Below are 18,985 nucleotides of genomic sequence, written 5' to 3' on the forward strand. Positions count from 1 at the left end.
ATCAGTTAACTTTATTTTAAAACAAAAAAGACTGTAGGCAAACTCGAATTTCTTCGAGTTTGTCTACAGTCTGAAGCGGCATTTCACTTAATGTGAAATGCCGCTTTTTAATATTATGCCAAAACCAACCTTTGTTTTAATAAGATATAAGAGAACTTACTATTTTAACCGTTTCAATAATTGCTCTTTCTCTTTACTATTAGGCAACTCACGTACCAGCTTTATTGCTAAATTACGATTTGTCTCTGTTTTTTTCTTCTCGTAATTTGCGACACGTACTTTTGCTTTAGCCATATTATTATTTACGGTTTTTTGAATTTTCTTTTCGAGCAGGGTACGTTGCTTATCATCAAATATTGCTTGTATAAACTCCTTAGCATTATTGTAATTCTTTAATGTTTGTTTTTTCTCATATAAAGAAATTTTAGCTGTCGCTTGTTTAACCGCAGTTTGTACTTGTTTATTCATTTTTTCCATTAAATCAGATTTGATGGACGAATCTGGTAAACTATTAATTGAAAAATGTGCATAATCATAGTTCTTTTTTGTAGGTTGCTTTTCATATTGCGCTATGCTGTCAATAGCGTTTTTTGCAAACAATTGTAATCCTTCATTTAATGCTATTTCAAGCTCCTGCTTCGCCTTTAAGGAAGGAAGTTTTTTTAATTCGGCATCTGCCTTTTTGTAATTATAAATTGTTTTATTTTTGCTAAATACATTTACAGCATTTACAGCCGGCTCAATTAAGGCAGCAATTACAGCATCTATTTCCTTTTGTTTGCGAAACTTTAAATCTGTCGAAACAACCTCTGTTAAAAGCTCATTTAATTGGTTATTTTTCTGCTCATTAGGATTTTTCGCAAAGTCCGCTAATATTTGATCGATTTGTGTAATGATTGTTTGCTGTGATTTATTCCATTCATTTTTTAAAGCTAATTTTTCTATTGTATTGGGCATTGTTTCAATTTTACTAAATTTTGATTTTACCGATACATCGCTATTTAATATTTCATTAATGACCTGACTATTCGGAAGTTGAATTTTCGGAAGACCATATCCATATAAAGTATCATATCCAACATCACCTAAATCTTCTGCGATATAGCGTAACCCTTCGCGCAACTCTGCAGGTGTAGCATATGGATACTGTTCCATTAACAGTGCAAGTAACCCTGTAATATGGGGTGTTGCCATTGAAGTTCCATTATATGTTGCATATTGCCCATTTAAATATGTACTGTAAATCTCTTCACCCGGTGCAGCAAAGTCATTTGTATCCCCTGTCCCACTAAATGAAGAACGTTTGAATTGACGATTAATCGAGGCTACAGATATCACTTCATCATGACGAGCCGGGTAATTAATTGTATTTCCCGTTCCGTTGTCATTCCCTTCATTACCACTTGCTGCTACAATCATAATACCGTTGTCAGCAGCCTTTTTTACGCCTTCATGAAGAGATTTTGCATATTCTAAATCACCAAAACTTAAATTAATGATATCCACCTTGTTTTCAATTGCCCAGTCAATTGCTTTTAAGACATCGGATACATCGCCTTTACCATCTTTTCCAATTGCTTTTAAAGCATAAACTTCAGCATTTGGCGCAATGCCGGCTACACCAGTTCCGTTATGCTTCCCAGTAATAATTCCAGCAACATGCGTGCCGTGACCATGATCATCTTCATAGCTATCTCCTACAAAAGCAACCCCACCTGCAATAGTAAGATCTGAATGGTTTGCAACTCCAGAATCGATAATTGCAATCTTTACACCTTCACCAGTAAATCCAGCATTCCATCCTTGTTGGACATCCATCGCTTTTAAATTCCAGCGTTCCAATTCAGCAGTCGATAGGTTTGCTACTTTAAACTGATGTTGAATAGAAAATGAAAGATTTTCTTCATAGAATTCAATATGTTTATCCTTCTTTAATGCTTGTAATCGCTCTTCTGAAATATTAATTTCCAGTAAAGGAAGTTGATTATATTCCTTAATGACCGAATCCGATTGTTGTATAATCTGCTTCTTATCATACTCTGCGGCATATTTAACAATAATATTTGTTTGTTGTTCCGAAGCAGCTTCCCCACTAGATAATGGTGTTAACATCATCATTACGAAAAACAAAACAATTCCAAAAATAACTTTCTTCATACCTTACACCTCTTACTTAATAAGTATAGATTCCCTATATATAACATATCACATTCATCAAAAAAACCCAGCCTCTTCCATAAAAATTTCAGTGACTGGATACTATATTGATATTTTAATGAGGCTGGGACAAAACCAAAAACATCATTTTTCTCCGAGAGAAAAATGATGTTTTTTCGCTGTATACAAAATTGATTTCCATTACGAGGACGCTTTCCACGGGCGTGACACCTGAGCCTGTAGGAGTCGCTCCTCCATTCCAATCAATTTTATTAAATATCCATTTCTTAATAAGATTTCTTTTTATTCAATGAGATTTCTACGTATGTCCCACTCTCATTACTTAAATTCAATATCCTCTGCTGAAGCTCCTTTTGTATACGTAATGTTCGCTCCTGCAGGTAAATTGCGAATTTCTTTTACATTTTTGCCTTCAATAATAATTTTGCCTATTTGCGTTCCTTTAAAATCAATAATTGCCTTCCCTTTTTTCGGACTGATTGTGACTGTTTTGTCCGCAAATCCTTCTCCGTGGAATTCCGCATATTGACTAAATACCGCCACCCCGTTTTTAATATTCGTATTTTCCCCTAAAGTAAGAGAAATACTAGGGCGATTCATGATTAACTTACCTGTTTTGTAGTTTTTATAGCTGTACACATTTTCAGGTACGATTGGTGTTGGTATCTCTTCTTTCCCTGCCTTCAAGTCAATTTGAACTAATACTGGATCATGGTCCGATGCACGTCCTTGTGCTTCAGTAAAGTTCGCATTAATATGAATCAAATCAATTTCCGTTATATTCGCAAGATTATTTGATACTAAAATATGATCCAGTACTTGGTTATTTCCTTGGAAGTAGTAAGTAAAACGATCTTCTTCCGGTGCTTTATCCACCATGTTCGTTAAAATATCACCTTTTAATGTTTCAAGTGCCGGTGTGAATTCAAAGTCATTCATATCACCTGCTACGACAACATTTAAATCCGGATCTTTTGCAAGGCCTTCATCGATAAAGTCATTGATTGCCTTTGCCAGCTCAAGACGTTCCGGTACAGATCCTAATACTGGGGGTTGTGTTGGTCCCCAAAGTGAATCATCTCCACCTTTAGAATTTAAATGCGCTCCAATAACGATGATTCGTTCATCTTGGAATTCAAATTCTGCAGCAATTGGTTTACGTGTATCTTCAAATTTTGATGGGTCGACAAAACCTGGATTCAATGTCAGGCTTCCTTCTGCTGTCCATGAGTTTGCTTGATCACCCGTTCCTTTTACACCGTCTACTAGTGAAACACGTGTCGGGTTGTACAAGTAACCTACACGAATATTGCCGCCTGGTGCACCACCAACTGTATTGTTAATCGGTGTAACATCGGTCCAATCATAAGAAGGGCCACCTGCAGCTTTGATTGCGTTAATTAAACGCATATAACTTTCTGATGCATCTGCATTTCCTGAATCGATTTGACCATCATTATCCTGTACTTCCACTAATGTAATAATATCCGGCGACTTCATATTATGCACAAAGCTTGAGGCAATTTTTCTTACTTTTTCATCTGGCGTATTTGCACTATTATTCGAGAAGTTTTCGATATTATAAGCTGCGACATTAAGCTTGTCCGCTACTGGTTCCAGATGTGTGACTTCCTGCTGAATATTCGCCTTTGTTACTTCCGGGAACACTTTATTCGTATTCAGTCGGTAGCCATCCGAAAAATTTTCCACAAATCCGATCAGCGCTTCATTAAAACGATCGCCTGATTCATAATTTTTACCTCCTACCCCTTCAAGCATAATCTTTTCCGGGTTATAATCATCAGCAGCAATATTTAAACCGCCATTTACGTTAAATATGTTATTTGTTGTACTCGGTACGACGATTGGTGAATCATTATTATAGATTGGCCCAATTACTCTCGCATCTGGGAATGATACTCGCATGTACTCGATTGATTCCCAGAAATCGATACCGTCTTCCTGTGGATCAAAAATTGCAAAATTGTCATTATCGATAACTTTGTTTGGTGGGAATAAGTCCTCTCCTATAACAAGAGGTTCTGGCATTACTGTATTACCTGTTTTTGTAATTGTTGTTGCTGTAATTTGTGTATCTTTTAAACGCGTGTTTCCACCTACTTCAATTACATCACCTGTTACTTTTACAGTGTCTCCAACTACTACATTGTGCGCCGATTTATTTACTTTAATCGCTGTTGATTTTACGCCATCGAATGCCGACTCATCTTCTTGCATTATAAAGCTCGAAGAATCCATAACAAATGTTACGACTCCTTCTACATCATTTAAAGATAAACCTAGATATGGCGATGTATGTCCCGCCCCTTGAATATCACTAATTATTGCATTTTCAGTATCAATAATTTCGTAAACAAACATTGCAATTGCACTGTTTGTTAAACCTTCCTTCACCGCTACCGCTTTAATCGTCATCGGATTATTAACCGTAATCTCACCTGTATACTTTGTACTTGCTGTAGTTGGTGTTGAGCCATCCAATGTGTAATAAATTGTTGCACCTTCTGTAATTGTAGAAAGTGTTACGTTCGTACCTGCTGTCACCCCACCCGTATGAGAAGCTTTAACGTCCTGAACTTTCGTCGTATCTTCTATGATACGGATTGGAAGCAGCTGATGGTTTGTAAATTGACCAACGATGCCCGTAATTTCACCATACGTTTTACCAGTAACCAAACCGGAATTTCTTGTTTTATCATAAATAGCGAATGTACCAGCCGTGTCTGTTCCTGTGAAGTTTTGCCCTGATCCAGTAATTGCTACATTTTTAATCGTTACTAGTCTTGATTCATTTTCTTCTGTAATGCCTGCACTTGTCACGATATGTGGCTGTGGTACTACCGAGGAAACCGGTGTGCCTACGAGCGTAATATTTGTTAATTGTTTTAATCCACTGTACTCAGCTACTTTGCCTTGAACTGTTACAAGGTCTCCCACCTTAGCAGAAAGACTATCTACAGGGTAAATTGCAATTGCTGCTCCATCTTCATCTTGGATATGAGCTGTAGCCGTTTCTAACTTTGCTGTCACAATGCCTGATACAATCACAACTTCCCCGATTGCAGCTTTACGTGCATCGCTAATAGAAATAATTTCTCCATCTGGAGGATCAGTTGGCTCGCCCGGATTAGGTGGATTCTCTCCAACAAAAGTTATGGCAGATAAAGATTTTATTCCTGCATGGTTCCCAAAGTATTTCTCCAACGAACCTGTTAATTTAATTTTAACCCCTAAATTACTTGGGTTCGATTTTAAACCAAATTCAGCTCTAAATGTAGAAGGTGAAGATGGTAATTGAATATAAAGCATTTTCGTTACATCTGTTTCACCCGGAGTTTGTGCTATCGCAATATTAGTATCGCTTTCTGCTTCCACCACATAGGTCGTTTCACTTTTGGCAAACCCTACTATATAACCCTCTACAGTAACATTTGGCTTAACAGTCGTTGCATCAAACAAACTGATTGCTTCATCAACCCCAATGGCCTCTGTCGTTTCCGCATTTACAACTGCCAGATGAGGTAAAATCATTGAAATTACAAGTAAAAATGATAATGCAATTTTAGAAATGAAATGATTAATTCCTGTTTTATTCATTCATTTAGCTCCTTATCGTGTTTTATAGTTTGGATGGATTAAAAATGTAAAACTTAAAAAACTATCATTTTACTCCAAATGGTTATATATCCTCTCCTTATCTCACTATTTCTTATAATCATTATGGTTAACGGATTTATTTTAACAGGAAAATGTTAAATAAATTGTAAGATAATAAGAATTTTTAGAATTATGATTAAAATACATATTTGATACTATTAATGATGTAAATAAAACATTACTAAATACCTTCTATTAACTTTAAAGATATATGTGAATTGGACGGTATGCTATTTTAAAAATGCCTAAAAGTAAATTTTGATTACAAATTAATAAAATTCTTATTATCGGTTAATCTATAGAGTGAAAAGGTTAGGACATATCCTAATTAGCTTTTTCAAAACTTAATGGAGGTTGAGGTATCAAATATGAACAAAAATTCTAACAAAATCATTGTTAAGAAGGCACATTCTGTGAATAAGTTACAAGTCAATCAAGTGCGTCAGAAGTTCCTGCATGAAGAATTTGGTTCTGAACTACACCCCGGTTCATCCAACAAACTTGCAGAAAAACAGAAATCTACAGAAAAAAATCAACCTGTTAGTGAACGCACAGCTTGGAACTAGTTTATATTTGAATACAATTCAACACATTGAAGAGAGGGAATCAAGGTTTGACCTTGGTTTCTTTTCTTTGTGTAGAGGCAGGTGCTCATGAGTATATTTTGTTTTTTCGGTCTACCTATCCTTTTATACTTTCTACTTCTTTAAATGAAATTTTAACTTTACTAAGGGAAGTAGCAAATCACTAAATATTCCATACATATCAAATGAATTTACTAGACATTTGTGCTAAAGTAAAATTTATACAGATAGAGACTAAACAAAATAGAGAAATGGAGTTTGTTAAAGATGAGAACTATACCTTATTTAGTAGATGGCGACTGGTTAGAAGCACGTCTAAAGGATCCAAACTTACGCTTAATCGATGCCTCTACTTTTTTAAAAATTCCAGAAGGCCAAGGTTTGCCAGAATTATGGTCTGGTTTTGAAGCATACCAGGAAGAACATATCCCGGGAGCTGCTTATGCTGATTTACTAAAGGATTTCACTAATCCCAATGGAACGGCACCTTTTACAATTGCAACCCGAGAACAATTTCTAAAAGCAGTGGAACCGTTAGGAATTACGGATGAATCATATGTAGTAATCTATGACCGTGGTCCATTAGTAAATGTCGATATATTAGCATCCGATTGGTCAGCACGTTTACGCTGGCAGTTAAAATATGAAGGCTTTGATAATGTAGCTGTGCTGGACGGCGGATTCCGTAAATGGAAGCTCGACGGACGCCCAACAGAATCGGGCATTTCAGAATATGAGCCGAAGCCATTTGCTAGTGAACGCCGCGAACATTTAATTGTCTCAAAAGATGAGGTAAAAGCAGCATTGGGTGATGAAAATATTGTGTTAATCAATAGTTTGTCAGAGGCCGATTTCCGTGGTGAAACAACAACATACCCACGCCCTGGTCATATCCCTGGAAGCAAACATGCCTTTTTCGGTGCTCATTCTAATCCGGAAACCCGCTTACTTAACGACGATGCTACGTTACGAGCAACATTTGAAAAGTTAGGCGCACTTGATCCAAACAAAAAAGTCATTACTTACTGTGGTGGCGGAATTGCCGCGACATGGAACGCGTTATTATTGAATAAATTAGGTCAGGAAAACGTGGCGGTGTATGATGGTTCGTTGAATGAATGGGCCAGCGATGAGAGTTGTCCGTTGGTGAGGGGATGACCGAGGTCTTTCCCACGAATTATATAATATGAGAAACGACCCTCGTCCAAATCATCAACCATAAACACACAAAAAAACTGCGTGATTCCTTAATACTAGGATCACGCAGTTTCTATCATTACTGATTAATGCTTACTTCAAGCTCTTTTATTTCACCATTTTCATCACGGAAACGAATTGTTACTTTTGTTATATCTGTTTCAACCAAACTTGCAAATCTTATTTTATTAAATGAAATATTAATTTTTCCATCCTCAGTAGTTGTTACTGCAATGCCATCTGCACTTGTAATAGTTATTGTGTCTGCAGTTGTACCAGCAATTATCTCAATTGAGTCAATTGTCGTTAATTGCGTAATTTCTGTGTTTGTAAACGCAATATTTACTGTGTCAGCTGTAGTTGTAATTACACCTGCTGTATCATTCGTAGTATTCACTGGAGTTTCTGTTTCTTCTCCCGGGTTATCCGTGTCTTCTTCTGGATATTCAACTTGTGGTTCACGTGGCTCTGATAAAGTATTAACTGGTCGAACTTCTACATTCTCACCATTATTCGTTACAACTAAATCAAATACGTTCCAATAAATCTCTGTCCCTTCACCTTCTGGTATTTCGAAAATATGGGCTGGAGCTGTCGCATTCCCTAAGAACACTTGAACTTTTGCTCCAGATGTACGTAGTGTATTACTACCATAGAAATGATGTACATAGAAACGGTATTCTCCATCTAATAATTGACGAATTGTTGTCGTTTCTGGACCGTAAGAATCTACATCATCCCAATCTAAATCCGCATAAACGATTCCATTTGAAGTTGTACGCTTCTCCCCGAAATAAATGTGGAATTGCTCACCATCTACTGTTGGCCCCTCTAAATGAGAATCTAAATCACTTGGATCCTTGTCCCAAGAAAGCATAATTTTAATTTCTTGTGAAGCTGCTGCACGGATGGCTGTTTCATGTTGATCCGTTAAAAATACATCCGTAGAAGCATTTCCAATCATGTAAGAAGTCACATAACCAGGTGCTGAGAATTCCCCTGTATAAACGCCTGCTGGTAAAGTCACTGAATAGTAACCGTACGCATCTGTTGTTGCAGTTGCTACTACCTCACCTTGTGTAGTACCTGAACCTGCACGGAATTTAATCGATAAGTTTGGAATACCAACATATTGAATATCTGTAATACGACCTGCAAAGCCTGTTTTTACTTCGTATGAAGAAGCTAAATCAACCCCAGTTACTTTAGCATTTTTAGAAGTTACTTTCACTTGAACAGTTTTCCCAGCATTTTCAGCCACATGAAGTGGTGTATACGTAATACGTTGTTTATTTGCATCATATTCTAAACCTTGTAATACCACTTCATTGCCATCAATGTATGCTTTCACTTCAAAATCAGACATCGTTAAGCCAGCAATAAAGTTTGTTAATTGTAACGAAATTGCATTTTGTGAAGCTAACGCCGATGTTAATGTTGCCGTTGCATTTGGATCAGAGTAGCTCTCTGTAACTGTTTCACCAGCAATATTTACTGAACTGTATCCACGATTAATGTCTAATACTAAGTTTTGTGGACGTTGAGATAGTGTAGAGCCTTCTGCATTAATGTGAGCTTGTTGAATAACGCCCTTACCTAATACTTCTGCTGCTGCATTTAATACTAATGTACGAATATCCGTTTGTTCACTTAAATTAATACGAACATTTGTCGCTCGTGAGTTAATTGTTTCAAATACACCCGTTAATTCAACTTGGAAGCCTTCACCAGCTGTTTGCATTGCTTCAGAAACAGTGATGTCTTCAAAGCCAGAAGAACCCTCAGCTAAGTTTTGCTCAACTACTAAAGTTGGTGTTTCTAATTGTACTTCATATACTTGTGTGCTACCTTGTGCAACAATACGAACAGCACCTGTATTTTTATTTACGATTACTATCGCTAATACTGAGTCAGTAAAGTAAATACTGTTTTTACCGCCGCCTTTAACGATCGTTTGACCCGTTACATTAACACCATTTAAATGAACATCTCCTTCACCGATACCTTCACCTAAAATAAGATTGCCGTTAATTGTAACATTTTGTAAGTTTACATTCGCTGTATTAATGAATAAATCACCAGTAATTACTTGTTTGCCTGTTGTTGGACCATATGTACCTGCTGCAGAAATTGTAGAGCCTGAAATTTGTTCCACACGATTACCATTTGATGTTGGAATGTATTCTGAGTTCGAGCCAGAAGTTGTCGGTGCTTCTACCTTAACCCCATCAGCTGTTACGATTTGAGCAATATTTGATTTAATCGACTCATAGTTTTTAATAACATCAACTGCACTAGCACCTACTGGTAATATAAATTTACCGACCTTAGTATTTGTACCTAAAGTAATGTTTGAGTCTTTTTCAAGAACGTTTACTGTTTTAATTGTTCCTTCGATATTAATAGAAGCTGTACCAGCTTTCACTACAGTTAATGTATCCACAGTTGCTGTACCAGCTACCGTTGTATCATTACGGTTTACTTCAATTGTAGGAGTAGTAACCTGATCCAATGTAATTGTAGAACTTTTTGTGCTATTAGCTACAAGTGCTCCTAAAGATGCTACTGGAGAAGCTTTAATAGGATCAATAACTAATTTCCCTTGAATTGTAGCATTTGAAATTTTAACGGATGCGCTATTAAGTATTACGTTACCAGAGATAATCGCTTGTCCTAAATCTAATACTGCAGGTGCTTCTTCAGAGCTAGCGGCTGCAATTGATAAAGTTTTCACTTCTACTATTTCATTATTTTTTACAACTGCTGTTATTTGTGCACCTTTTAAAGCGGCTGCATTTGAATCGGTGAAAATTGCTTGTGTTGCTGAAGCGGCTTTTAATTCGCCTGTTGAAGTTTTAATAGTAGTTCCTGTAACTTCATTAATCGTGAATGTTGCTTCTTCATTAGCCTGAACATTTTCTGCACGTACCACAAAAGTTGCTAATTGGCCGCGCGTTACATTAGACGCACCATCAAACGTAGTAGCTGTTTTACCAGTAGTGACTTCGTTCTCATATAATGCTGCAATATATTGTGCATAATCTTTACGAACATCCGTAAATGGTATATCACCTTCTAATGTTACTAGCTTAAAGCCATTAGCAATCATTTTCGCCATGTGGTTACGTAAAATCGGTTCGCCTTGACGGAACGTTTGATCTTCATACCCACTAATAATTCCCGCATTGGCTAAAGCGGCAATCGCGCCGAAATATTGATGATTTTCCGGAATATCTTTAAAGCCTGGATTTGTTACGTTTACTGTATCCAGTCCTAAAGCACCAGCTAAAATTTTCGCTGCTTGTCCACGCGTCACCTGAGCATTCGGGCGGAATGTACCATCAGAAAAGCCTTGGATTATCCCCCGTTGTTGTAGGTTTAATATATCATTATAAAAATAATCAGTCGTCTTTAAATCTTTAAAACTTGCCTCAGCAGTCGCTGGAGCCACTACGGCAATGGCAGACCCCACAAGCGCTGCTGCAAGTGCTGCATTCAAATACTTTTTCTTAGTCATTATCTCATTTCTCCCTTTTTGTAAACACTAGAATGGTTTAAGTGCCGTTATTTAATAAAACCTAACGACTAAAAGCCTAGTTTTAATTATAAGCAAAATTAAATACTTTTACCCATAAATTTCAATTTTAAAAGGTAAAATGGCATATAAAGAGGTAAATATAGTTATTATTAACATTCTTAATATTATTCTGGTAATTCATTATTTTAATCGGAATAATATTAAGAGATACCGTAGATGAAATACTCAGTCCAATTATATTTTTATGGACCTGAATTATCTATAATATAAACTTTATAATTTTGCTTTTAAAGATATATAAAACGAAATGTAAGAAATAAGTAAAAGGCATAGCCTGTTGTAAGCTATGCCTTTTACTTATTTATATTCAACATTCACCTGTCATACTAAAATGTTTTCTTTTAGCAGCCCTAGAATGTTATTCGCTTGCTCTTCGGTTTCTCTAACTACACCAAAATAAAATTTACATTTTGGTTCTGTCCCTGAAGGGCGAATGGCAATCCAAGAGTCATCCTCTAATAGAAACTTTAATACATTTTCTTTCGGCAAGACGATTGGCTCAGTAGTGCCATCGTCTAATGTTGCAATTCCTGTTAAGTAGTCCTCAACACGTACTACCACTAATCCAGCGATTTCTTGAGGCGTGTTTAAACGGTAGTTATTTAAAATAGCCTTCATCTGGTCTTGACCGTCTTTTCCTTCAAATACTTTAGATACAAGCGCTTCCTTATAGTAGCCAAAGTGCTCATATAGTTCTTCTAAAGCATCAAGCAATGTTTTTTCTTGTGTTGAATAATAAGCAGCCATTTCTGCAACTTTTAAAGCAACTTGGACCGCATCTTTATCACGAGCAAATGTCTCAATTAGATAACCGTAGCTTTCTTCATAACCAAACAAATATGTATGGGCTTTCGTCATTTCAAACTCTGCAATTTTTTCTGCAATATACTTAAACCCTGTTAACGTATTGACTGTTGTTACTCCATAATGAGCTGCAATAGCAGTACCTAGCTCCGATGTAACAATTGTTTTTAACATAGCACCCTTATTTGGGAGTGTGCCACTCTCTTGCTTTGTATGCAAAATATAATTTAATAAAAGTGCACCAAGCTGATTGCCTGTAAGAAGCTCATACGAAATACCTTTACGCACAGCTACCCCTAAACGATCCGCATCTGGGTCTGTTGCCAGTAATAGGTCTGCTCCTACTTGGTTACCTAGCTCGATTGCCATAGCAAAGGCCGCGGCTTCTTCCGGGTTTGGATAGGCCACAGTAGGAAAAGCGCCATCTTGTACAGCTTGTTCCTCAACAACATGTACTTCATTAAAACCGAATTTCTTTAAACCTTCTACTACCGGAACAAGTCCTGCTCCGTGTAAAGGAGTGTAAACAAGCTTCATATTATAATCAATATTATTGTTATTTTTTAAAGTTAATAAGTTATTCATGAACTTTTCATCAAAATCTTCCAAGATCCAATGAAACAACCCCTGCTTTTCAAGCTCTGTAACATCTGCAACTTCAATCGCAAAAATATCACTAATTTGGTTCATATGCTCAATAATAGCATTTGCACCAGTTGGCACTAGCTGCGCACCGTCCTCACCGTATACTTTGAAGCCATTATACTGCTTTGGATTGTGACTGGCCGTAATGACAACGCCTGCAAAAGCATTTAACTCACGCACTGTAAAAGATAACTGGGGTGTTGGACGTGCCTCTATATATATATAAGAAGTAATACTATGTGCACCTAATACACGTGCTGTCTCCACCGCAAATACATATGAAAAATGACGTGTATCGTAAGCAATCGCAACACCACGCTTTTTGGCTTCTTCTCCATTTGAAGAAATATAGCGTGCCAGGCCCTCTGCTACTCGTCGGATTGTATAGATGTTCATACGGTTTGTACCTGCACCGAGGATCCCACGCATGCCACCAGTTCCAAAAGATACATATTGATAGAAGCAGTCTTCGATTGCTTTTTCATCTGTCATAAGTTGAGTTAATTCATCGGCCAAATAAAGGGGAAGTTGTTGCTGCTGCCAATTTTTATATAGTTCTAAACTCATCACTTATTTCTCCTTTAATAGCTCTAGCATTTTACGTTTATATGCTTCTACACCCGGTTGATCAAATGGATTTACTTCCAATAAGCACGCACTCATCGCACATGCTTTCATGAAGAAGTAAATTAAGTAGCCTAAATGGTATTCATCAAGCTTTGGAAGTTCTAATTGAATAACCGGAACGCCACCTTCTGCATGGGCTAATGCAGTTCCCTGCTTTGAAATTGCATTAATTTCATTGAAAGTGCGACTCGATAAATAATTCAATCCATCCTCATCCCGCTCATCAAATGGTACTTGCAAGTCTCCTTCTATTTCATGGAAATGAAGTAAAGTTTCAAACATAATCGGACTGCCATCCTGGATAAATTGGCCGATTGAATGTAAGTCTGTTGAAAAATTAACTGTTGAAGGATATAAACCTTTCTTTTCCTTCCCTTCACTTTCACCAAATAATTGTTTCCACCACTCATGGAATTTATTTAACCCAGGTTCAAATGAAGCGAGTAATTCAATAGAATAACCCTCTTGATAAAGCATGTGACGCATCACAGCATATTTATAGGCATCATTATTAGCTAAATCCGATTCAGATAATTCTTCTGCTGCTTGCTTAGCACCAGCCATTATTGCGCGAATATCTACTCCCGCCACTGCAATTGGTAATAAACCAACCGGTGTTAATACTGAATAACGTCCACCGATATTTGATGGAATGACAAATTGGCGGTAGCCTGCTTTATCCGCAATCCCTTTTAAAATACCTTTTTCAACATCTGTCGTTACAATAATTCGTTCAGAAGCTTTCTCTCCATAGCGATCTTCCATATAGAGTCGCATTACTCGAAAGGCGAGAGCTGGCTCCATTGTGCCACCCGATTTTGAAATGACGTTAACATAAACTTGCTTTTTATCTAAATACGATAAAAGTTCCTTAATATAAGCACCGCTCATGTTAAGACCCACATATACAACTTCAATACCATGTTCCGCTAATCCAAAGTACGGCTTTAATGCTTCTTGAATTGCACGAGCACCTAAAAATGATCCTCCTACTCCAATTACAACAAGTACGTCGGCACATGCCCGTATTTCTGATGCCACACGATCTATTGAATCTAGTAATTCCTGTTGATTCTGAATAGGCGAGTCAATCCAACCAGTTAAATCAAATTGAGGTAAAGTTTGATGAATATCCTGTACTTTGTATTTATATTTTAAAATGTCCTTTTCTTCTAATGAACAATTTATGAGTGTCGTTTTAAGCTTTTCAATTTGCATTTTAAATTCCCCATTTTAACGTTAATTATTGAAATATCCCCAAAATATTCCTCCAATATAAAACCTTAAATAATCATCATACAAAATGAATTATTTAAGGTCAAATTTTAATTATTAATCCATTAGTTCTCTTGCTTTAGATAAGATATAACTTTTTAAATCTTCATGTAAATCTTCACGTTCTAGGGCAAAATCGATTGTTGTTTTTATAAATCCCATTTTTTCTCCAACATCATATCTTTTCCCTTCAAATTCATAGCCATATACTTTTTGTATAGAATTTAATCTTTCAATTGCATCTGTTAACTGAATTTCTCCACCTTTACCTATTTGTTTTTCTTCTAAGAAAGAGAAAATCTCTGGAGTAAGTATATATCTGCCTATTATCGCCAAATTTGAAGGTGCTTCTGATAATGTTGGTTTTTCTATAAATTGTTTAACTTCCATTAAGTTTGAATCAGTATTAATTGGATTGATTATGCCATACCTATGAATATCTTTATCGGCAACCTGCATTATACCTATTACACTAGATTGAACTTTTTCGTATTGATTAATTAATTGTTTAATACACGGTTGTTCGCTCTTAACAATGTCATCACCTAAAAGAACAGCAAATGGTTCATTACCAATAAACTTTCTAGCGCACCATACAGCATGTCCTAAACCTAACGCTTCCTTTTGTCTAATATAATGAATATCTACATTCGCTGACTCTTTGACTTTTTTTAAATCCTCAAGTTTATTATTACTCAATAAATTATTCTCTAATTCCCATGCACTATCGAAATGATCTTCAATTGACCGTTTTCCTTTGCCAGTTACAATTAATATATCCTCAATACCTGCTGCTATAGCTTCTTCCACTATATATTGGATTGTTGGTTTATCTACAATTGGTAACATTTCTTTAGGCATTGCTTTAGTTGCGGGTAAAAATCTCGTACCCAAGCCTGCTGCTGGTATTATAGCCTTTTTTATAGTACCCAATATAATCAATCATCCTTTACTTTAGTCGAACACCTTCTGCTTTTATAACACTGAAAACAGTAAACCAAATTATCTTCAGATCAAAAAATATATTACTATTTTTTAAGTAGATATAATCATATTCAACTTTTTTCTCATCTGTAATTAAATCTCTCCCCATAACCTGAGCATAACCTGTTAATCCTGGTCGTATTGAGCTTATTCCAAATTCATCCCTCATTGCAATAAGATTATATTGGTTATAAAGCGCAGGTCTAGGCCCAACAATGGACATGTCACCTTTTAAAATATTAAATAACTGGGGCAACTCATCCAGACTTGTTTTCCTCAAAATATTACCCACATCTGTTATATACGCAGCTGGATTTCCTAAATCTTCAGTTGAAACATTAGGTGTATCTGTCTTCATTGTTCTAAATTTATATATATTAAATAGTTTTCCATCCTTACCAACTCGTTTTTGTGTAAACAATATTGGTCCTTTTGAATCTGCTTTTATCACTAAGGCAATAAATATCATTGGAATTATAAAAATAACTATTGCTAGTAAACTACTTATTAAATCAAAGAAACGTTTCATAATTATAGTTAAGTCCCTTTCCCTTCTGTAATAGCAATTGCTTGCTGAAAATTATATCTTTGATAGCTGTTATCAGCATAAAATGATAGGCTAGGTTCATAATATAAATCTCCAAATACTTTACTGTAAATATTGGTTTTCTCAATACAAATCTTTAATATAGAGGCCCCAATAACCGTAGTGTATATTTTTTTATTATGTACTTTGGCAATCTCGTTTACCATATCCATTGTATTAATATATTGTGGATCTTGTGGATGGAAAATTCCAGTGGCTCTATGTTCAATCAATTGTTTTATAAACTCTGTTAAATTTCCTACAAATATCATACTTCTTTTGTTTTCTATAAAAGGAAAAATCTTAGTTCTAATACTTAAATTCCTTAAAAGCGCATAGTTCCCAGGGCAATTTGGTCCGTAAACCATAGGTGGGCGTACAATAGCTACATTAAAGGATTCATCATGTAAAGTCTGTAAAATTCCCTCTGCAATTAATTTACTTTTACCATAATAACTAATTGGATTTATCAAAGTTTTGTCTGAAATTTCACCTTTCACTTTTCCAAATACGGCCATCGTACTAAAAAATATAAAATGTTTTACTCCAGCTTCCTTTGCCATCTTTGCTAGCTTTTCAGTAATCTTTGTATTCACATTCATATAATCTTTTTCAACATAATTTTTCTCATTTTTATGTACTAAGCCTGCTAAATGCACAACAACATCAACCCCAGTTAGCATTGAACAGTCAAAATTATTTTTGATACTTCTTTTATTGATAATATAGTTGCTATTTTGGGATTTCAAATAATTGTATAAATAGTTTGCAATATAACCTGTCTCTCCTGTAATAAGTATATTCATGAAAAAACTCCATTATTTTGAATTAATTATATTTAATTATGACATATATACAAACGGAAAGCCAACTTCAATGAAGTTGGCTTTCGTTATTATAAGTAATGTTTTTTAACAGCGTTTATTGCATACATCATAAAATACCATGAAGATTTCCATACTGGGAGATTCTCTGATTTACGATAAACAACCCACATCTTCTTCGCTACATTTAGTTTATTGCTAGAAGCAGAATTTCCGACAATTCTATATTTCGCTAAGACTTCTTGATAACAATATGCCGTTTCGCCATTCTTTAAGACTTTTAGCCATAGAGCTGTGTCTTCCGGTTGTAAATCAGGCATTTGTATCTTGCCTAATTTTTCAATGTTTAAAATTACGGTCAAACAGCCAATAGTTGTATTTCTCAAAAGTTGCTCGTAATTAATTGTTGATGGACATATAACTTTTCGGTTTATGTCGTTCCCCTGTTCATCAATCATTTCATAATTCGTGAATGTAAAATTATAATTATTCTCTTCCATAAAAGCTATTTGTTTTTCAAGCTTATCTGAGTGCCACAAATCATCGCTATCTAAAAAGGCTACATATTTCCCATTAGCCTTTTGGATACCAAAATTTCTTGCTAATGCAGCCCCCGAATTTTTTTCTAATTTGTATATATTAAATCTCGAATCATTAACTATGGCATTTTGAATCAATTCTAATGAATCATCTTTTGAACAATCATCAACAATAATCATTTCAAAGTTTTGATACGTTTGATTTTTTACAGAATTAATTGATTCTAAAATAAACCTTTTACTATTATAAGAAGGTGTAATGATAGAGACTAATGGTTGTGTCATGTAATCACCTTATCCACATATAGAACTGTAATTTTCTATAAGTTTATTTTTTGAATGTTCCCAACTAAATTGGGGGTATATTAATTCTGCATTTTTTCCCTTTTCCAACAATTCTATTTGATTAATTCCGCTAAACGTTTGCTTTAAACTTAATACATCAAATTTTGTAACATACCCAATGTCGTACTTATCTACAAATAAATCAATAGACGTATTTTCAGACACAATACATGGTTTCCCAAGATACAGTGCTTCATAAAGCTTATTAGGAGACGCTATTTGATTATGCTGGTAAGTTGGATCATAAACCATATAAATAATATCTGTTTGGCTAGCAACTGAAAGTATCTCAGGTAAGCTTAAATAACCTAAATAATTTATATTACTATTAATTTCAGCTGCTTTTATGATATCTTCTTGTAACTCACCTTTTCCAGCAAACCAAATGCAAATATCTTGTTGCTGTAATAAAAGTTCAATTCCACGATCTCTACTTAAAGCCCCATAGTAAAAAACATTGAGCAGATTAAAGCTTTTCTCAATGGGATATTCAACTTTTTCCTTTGGTGGATCAATACTATTATTTATAATAATTGTCTTTTCATGAAGCGCTTTAGGGATATTACGAAAGCGATTTTGATCAGGGATAATAATTATCTCTGCACTTTTCATAATCTTTTCGCTTATACTCTTAATAATTTTCCTGACGAATATTGGAATAGGACTATGAAATGTTTCTACAAAATCAGCAATATCATATATTATTTTATATTTCAACTTAGGATTAATGAGCTTTGCTAAAAATACCGGCAGACCTAAATCGAAGTCTATAGCATGAACAACTTTGTACTGTTGTCCAGACTTACATAAAAATAAAATCACCTTGATTATAAACAATAGCTTGTTCACAATTGTAATAATCCCTTTTCCGTACGGTGTATTTCCACAGTAAATAGAATGTACAGTAATTCCTTCTTTTTTAAAATTTTCAGTAGCAGCTTCTATAACTGAAGAATTTACACCACGGTTCCAATTCAATATATCGACATCATAATTTGCTTCCTTTAAAGCTTTTGCTGCACGCGGCAAACGATTTGCAATAAAGGCGCTATTTTGAGCCAATAGAATTTTTTTCTTCATAAACTTCAATCCTTTAATATTATTGCAAATAACTAATATCT

General features: G+C 35.3%; 12 protein-coding genes. 2 read left to right on the plus strand and 10 right to left on the minus strand.

Features of this window, described 5'->3' with window-relative positions; translation table 11 throughout:
- Nucleotides 1-159 precede the first annotated feature (159 nt).
- Nucleotides 160-2,157, minus strand: coding sequence for a S8 family peptidase (locus tag H9632_RS05680; protein WP_191703155.1), 1,998 nt, complete (start codon nucleotides 2,155-2,157; stop codon nucleotides 160-162).
- A gap of 339 nt (nucleotides 2,158-2,496) precedes the next feature.
- Nucleotides 2,497-5,796 (minus strand): DUF6359 domain-containing protein, encoded by a 3,300-nt coding sequence (locus H9632_RS05685; protein ID WP_191703156.1) that lies wholly within the window; start codon nucleotides 5,794-5,796, stop codon nucleotides 2,497-2,499.
- Nucleotides 5,797-6,269: 473 nt separating this feature from the next.
- On the opposite strand from H9632_RS05685, the gene H9632_RS05690 reads away from it, so the two are divergent.
- Together H9632_RS05690 and H9632_RS05695 are read left to right on the plus strand one after the other, a co-directional pair.
- Nucleotides 6,270-6,422 (plus strand): hypothetical protein, encoded by a 153-nt coding sequence (locus tag H9632_RS05690; RefSeq protein WP_191703157.1) that lies wholly within the window; start codon nucleotides 6,270-6,272, stop codon nucleotides 6,420-6,422.
- A 285-nt stretch (nucleotides 6,423-6,707) separates the two neighbouring features.
- Nucleotides 6,708-7,598 (plus strand): sulfurtransferase, encoded by an 891-nt coding sequence (locus H9632_RS05695; RefSeq protein WP_191703158.1) that lies wholly within the window; start codon nucleotides 6,708-6,710, stop codon nucleotides 7,596-7,598.
- A 118-nt stretch (nucleotides 7,599-7,716) separates the two neighbouring features.
- Here the strand turns inward: H9632_RS05695 and H9632_RS05700 are convergent, their stop codons facing one another.
- From H9632_RS05700 to H9632_RS05735, 8 genes are all read right to left on the minus strand, one after another.
- Nucleotides 7,717-11,154, minus strand: a complete 3,438-nt coding sequence (locus H9632_RS05700; protein WP_191703159.1) for an S-layer homology domain-containing protein — start codon at nucleotides 11,152-11,154, stop codon at nucleotides 7,717-7,719.
- A 402-nt stretch (nucleotides 11,155-11,556) separates the two neighbouring features.
- The gene (locus tag H9632_RS05705; RefSeq protein ID WP_225223702.1) at nucleotides 11,557-13,251 is read right to left on the minus strand and encodes a phospho-sugar mutase; all 1,695 of its coding nucleotides are present in this window, start codon (nucleotides 13,249-13,251) and stop codon (nucleotides 11,557-11,559) included.
- 3 nt (nucleotides 13,252-13,254) lie between these two features.
- Nucleotides 13,255-14,529 carry a glucose-6-phosphate isomerase gene (locus H9632_RS05710; protein WP_191703161.1) on the minus strand — a complete coding sequence of 425 codons (1,275 nt, stop codon included), beginning with the start codon at nucleotides 14,527-14,529 and terminating at the stop codon, nucleotides 13,255-13,257.
- A gap of 114 nt (nucleotides 14,530-14,643) precedes the next feature.
- A complete protein-coding gene (galU, locus tag H9632_RS05715) occupies nucleotides 14,644-15,519 on the minus strand; it encodes a UTP--glucose-1-phosphate uridylyltransferase GalU (protein WP_191703162.1) in 876 nt (291 codons plus the stop codon).
- Nucleotides 15,520-15,535: 16 nt separating this feature from the next.
- Nucleotides 15,536-16,099: a sugar transferase gene (locus H9632_RS05720; protein ID WP_191703163.1), complete on the minus strand. Its 564-nt coding sequence runs from the start codon at nucleotides 16,097-16,099 to the stop codon at nucleotides 15,536-15,538.
- An 8-nt stretch (nucleotides 16,100-16,107) separates the two neighbouring features.
- Nucleotides 16,108-16,962, minus strand: a complete 855-nt coding sequence (locus H9632_RS05725) for an NAD-dependent epimerase/dehydratase family protein (protein WP_191703164.1) — start codon at nucleotides 16,960-16,962, stop codon at nucleotides 16,108-16,110.
- An 89-nt stretch (nucleotides 16,963-17,051) separates the two neighbouring features.
- Complete coding sequence (locus H9632_RS05730; protein WP_191703165.1) at nucleotides 17,052-17,804, minus strand: glycosyltransferase family 2 protein; 753 nt, start codon at nucleotides 17,802-17,804, stop codon at nucleotides 17,052-17,054.
- A gap of 9 nt (nucleotides 17,805-17,813) precedes the next feature.
- Nucleotides 17,814-18,944: a glycosyltransferase family protein gene (locus H9632_RS05735; protein ID WP_191703166.1), complete on the minus strand. Its 1,131-nt coding sequence runs from the start codon at nucleotides 18,942-18,944 to the stop codon at nucleotides 17,814-17,816.
- Nucleotides 18,945-18,985: the final 41 nt, after the last annotated feature.

This window comes from Solibacillus merdavium, from assembly GCF_014836935.1.
Taxonomy (GTDB): domain Bacteria; phylum Bacillota; class Bacilli; order Bacillales_A; family Planococcaceae; genus Solibacillus; species Solibacillus ferritrahens.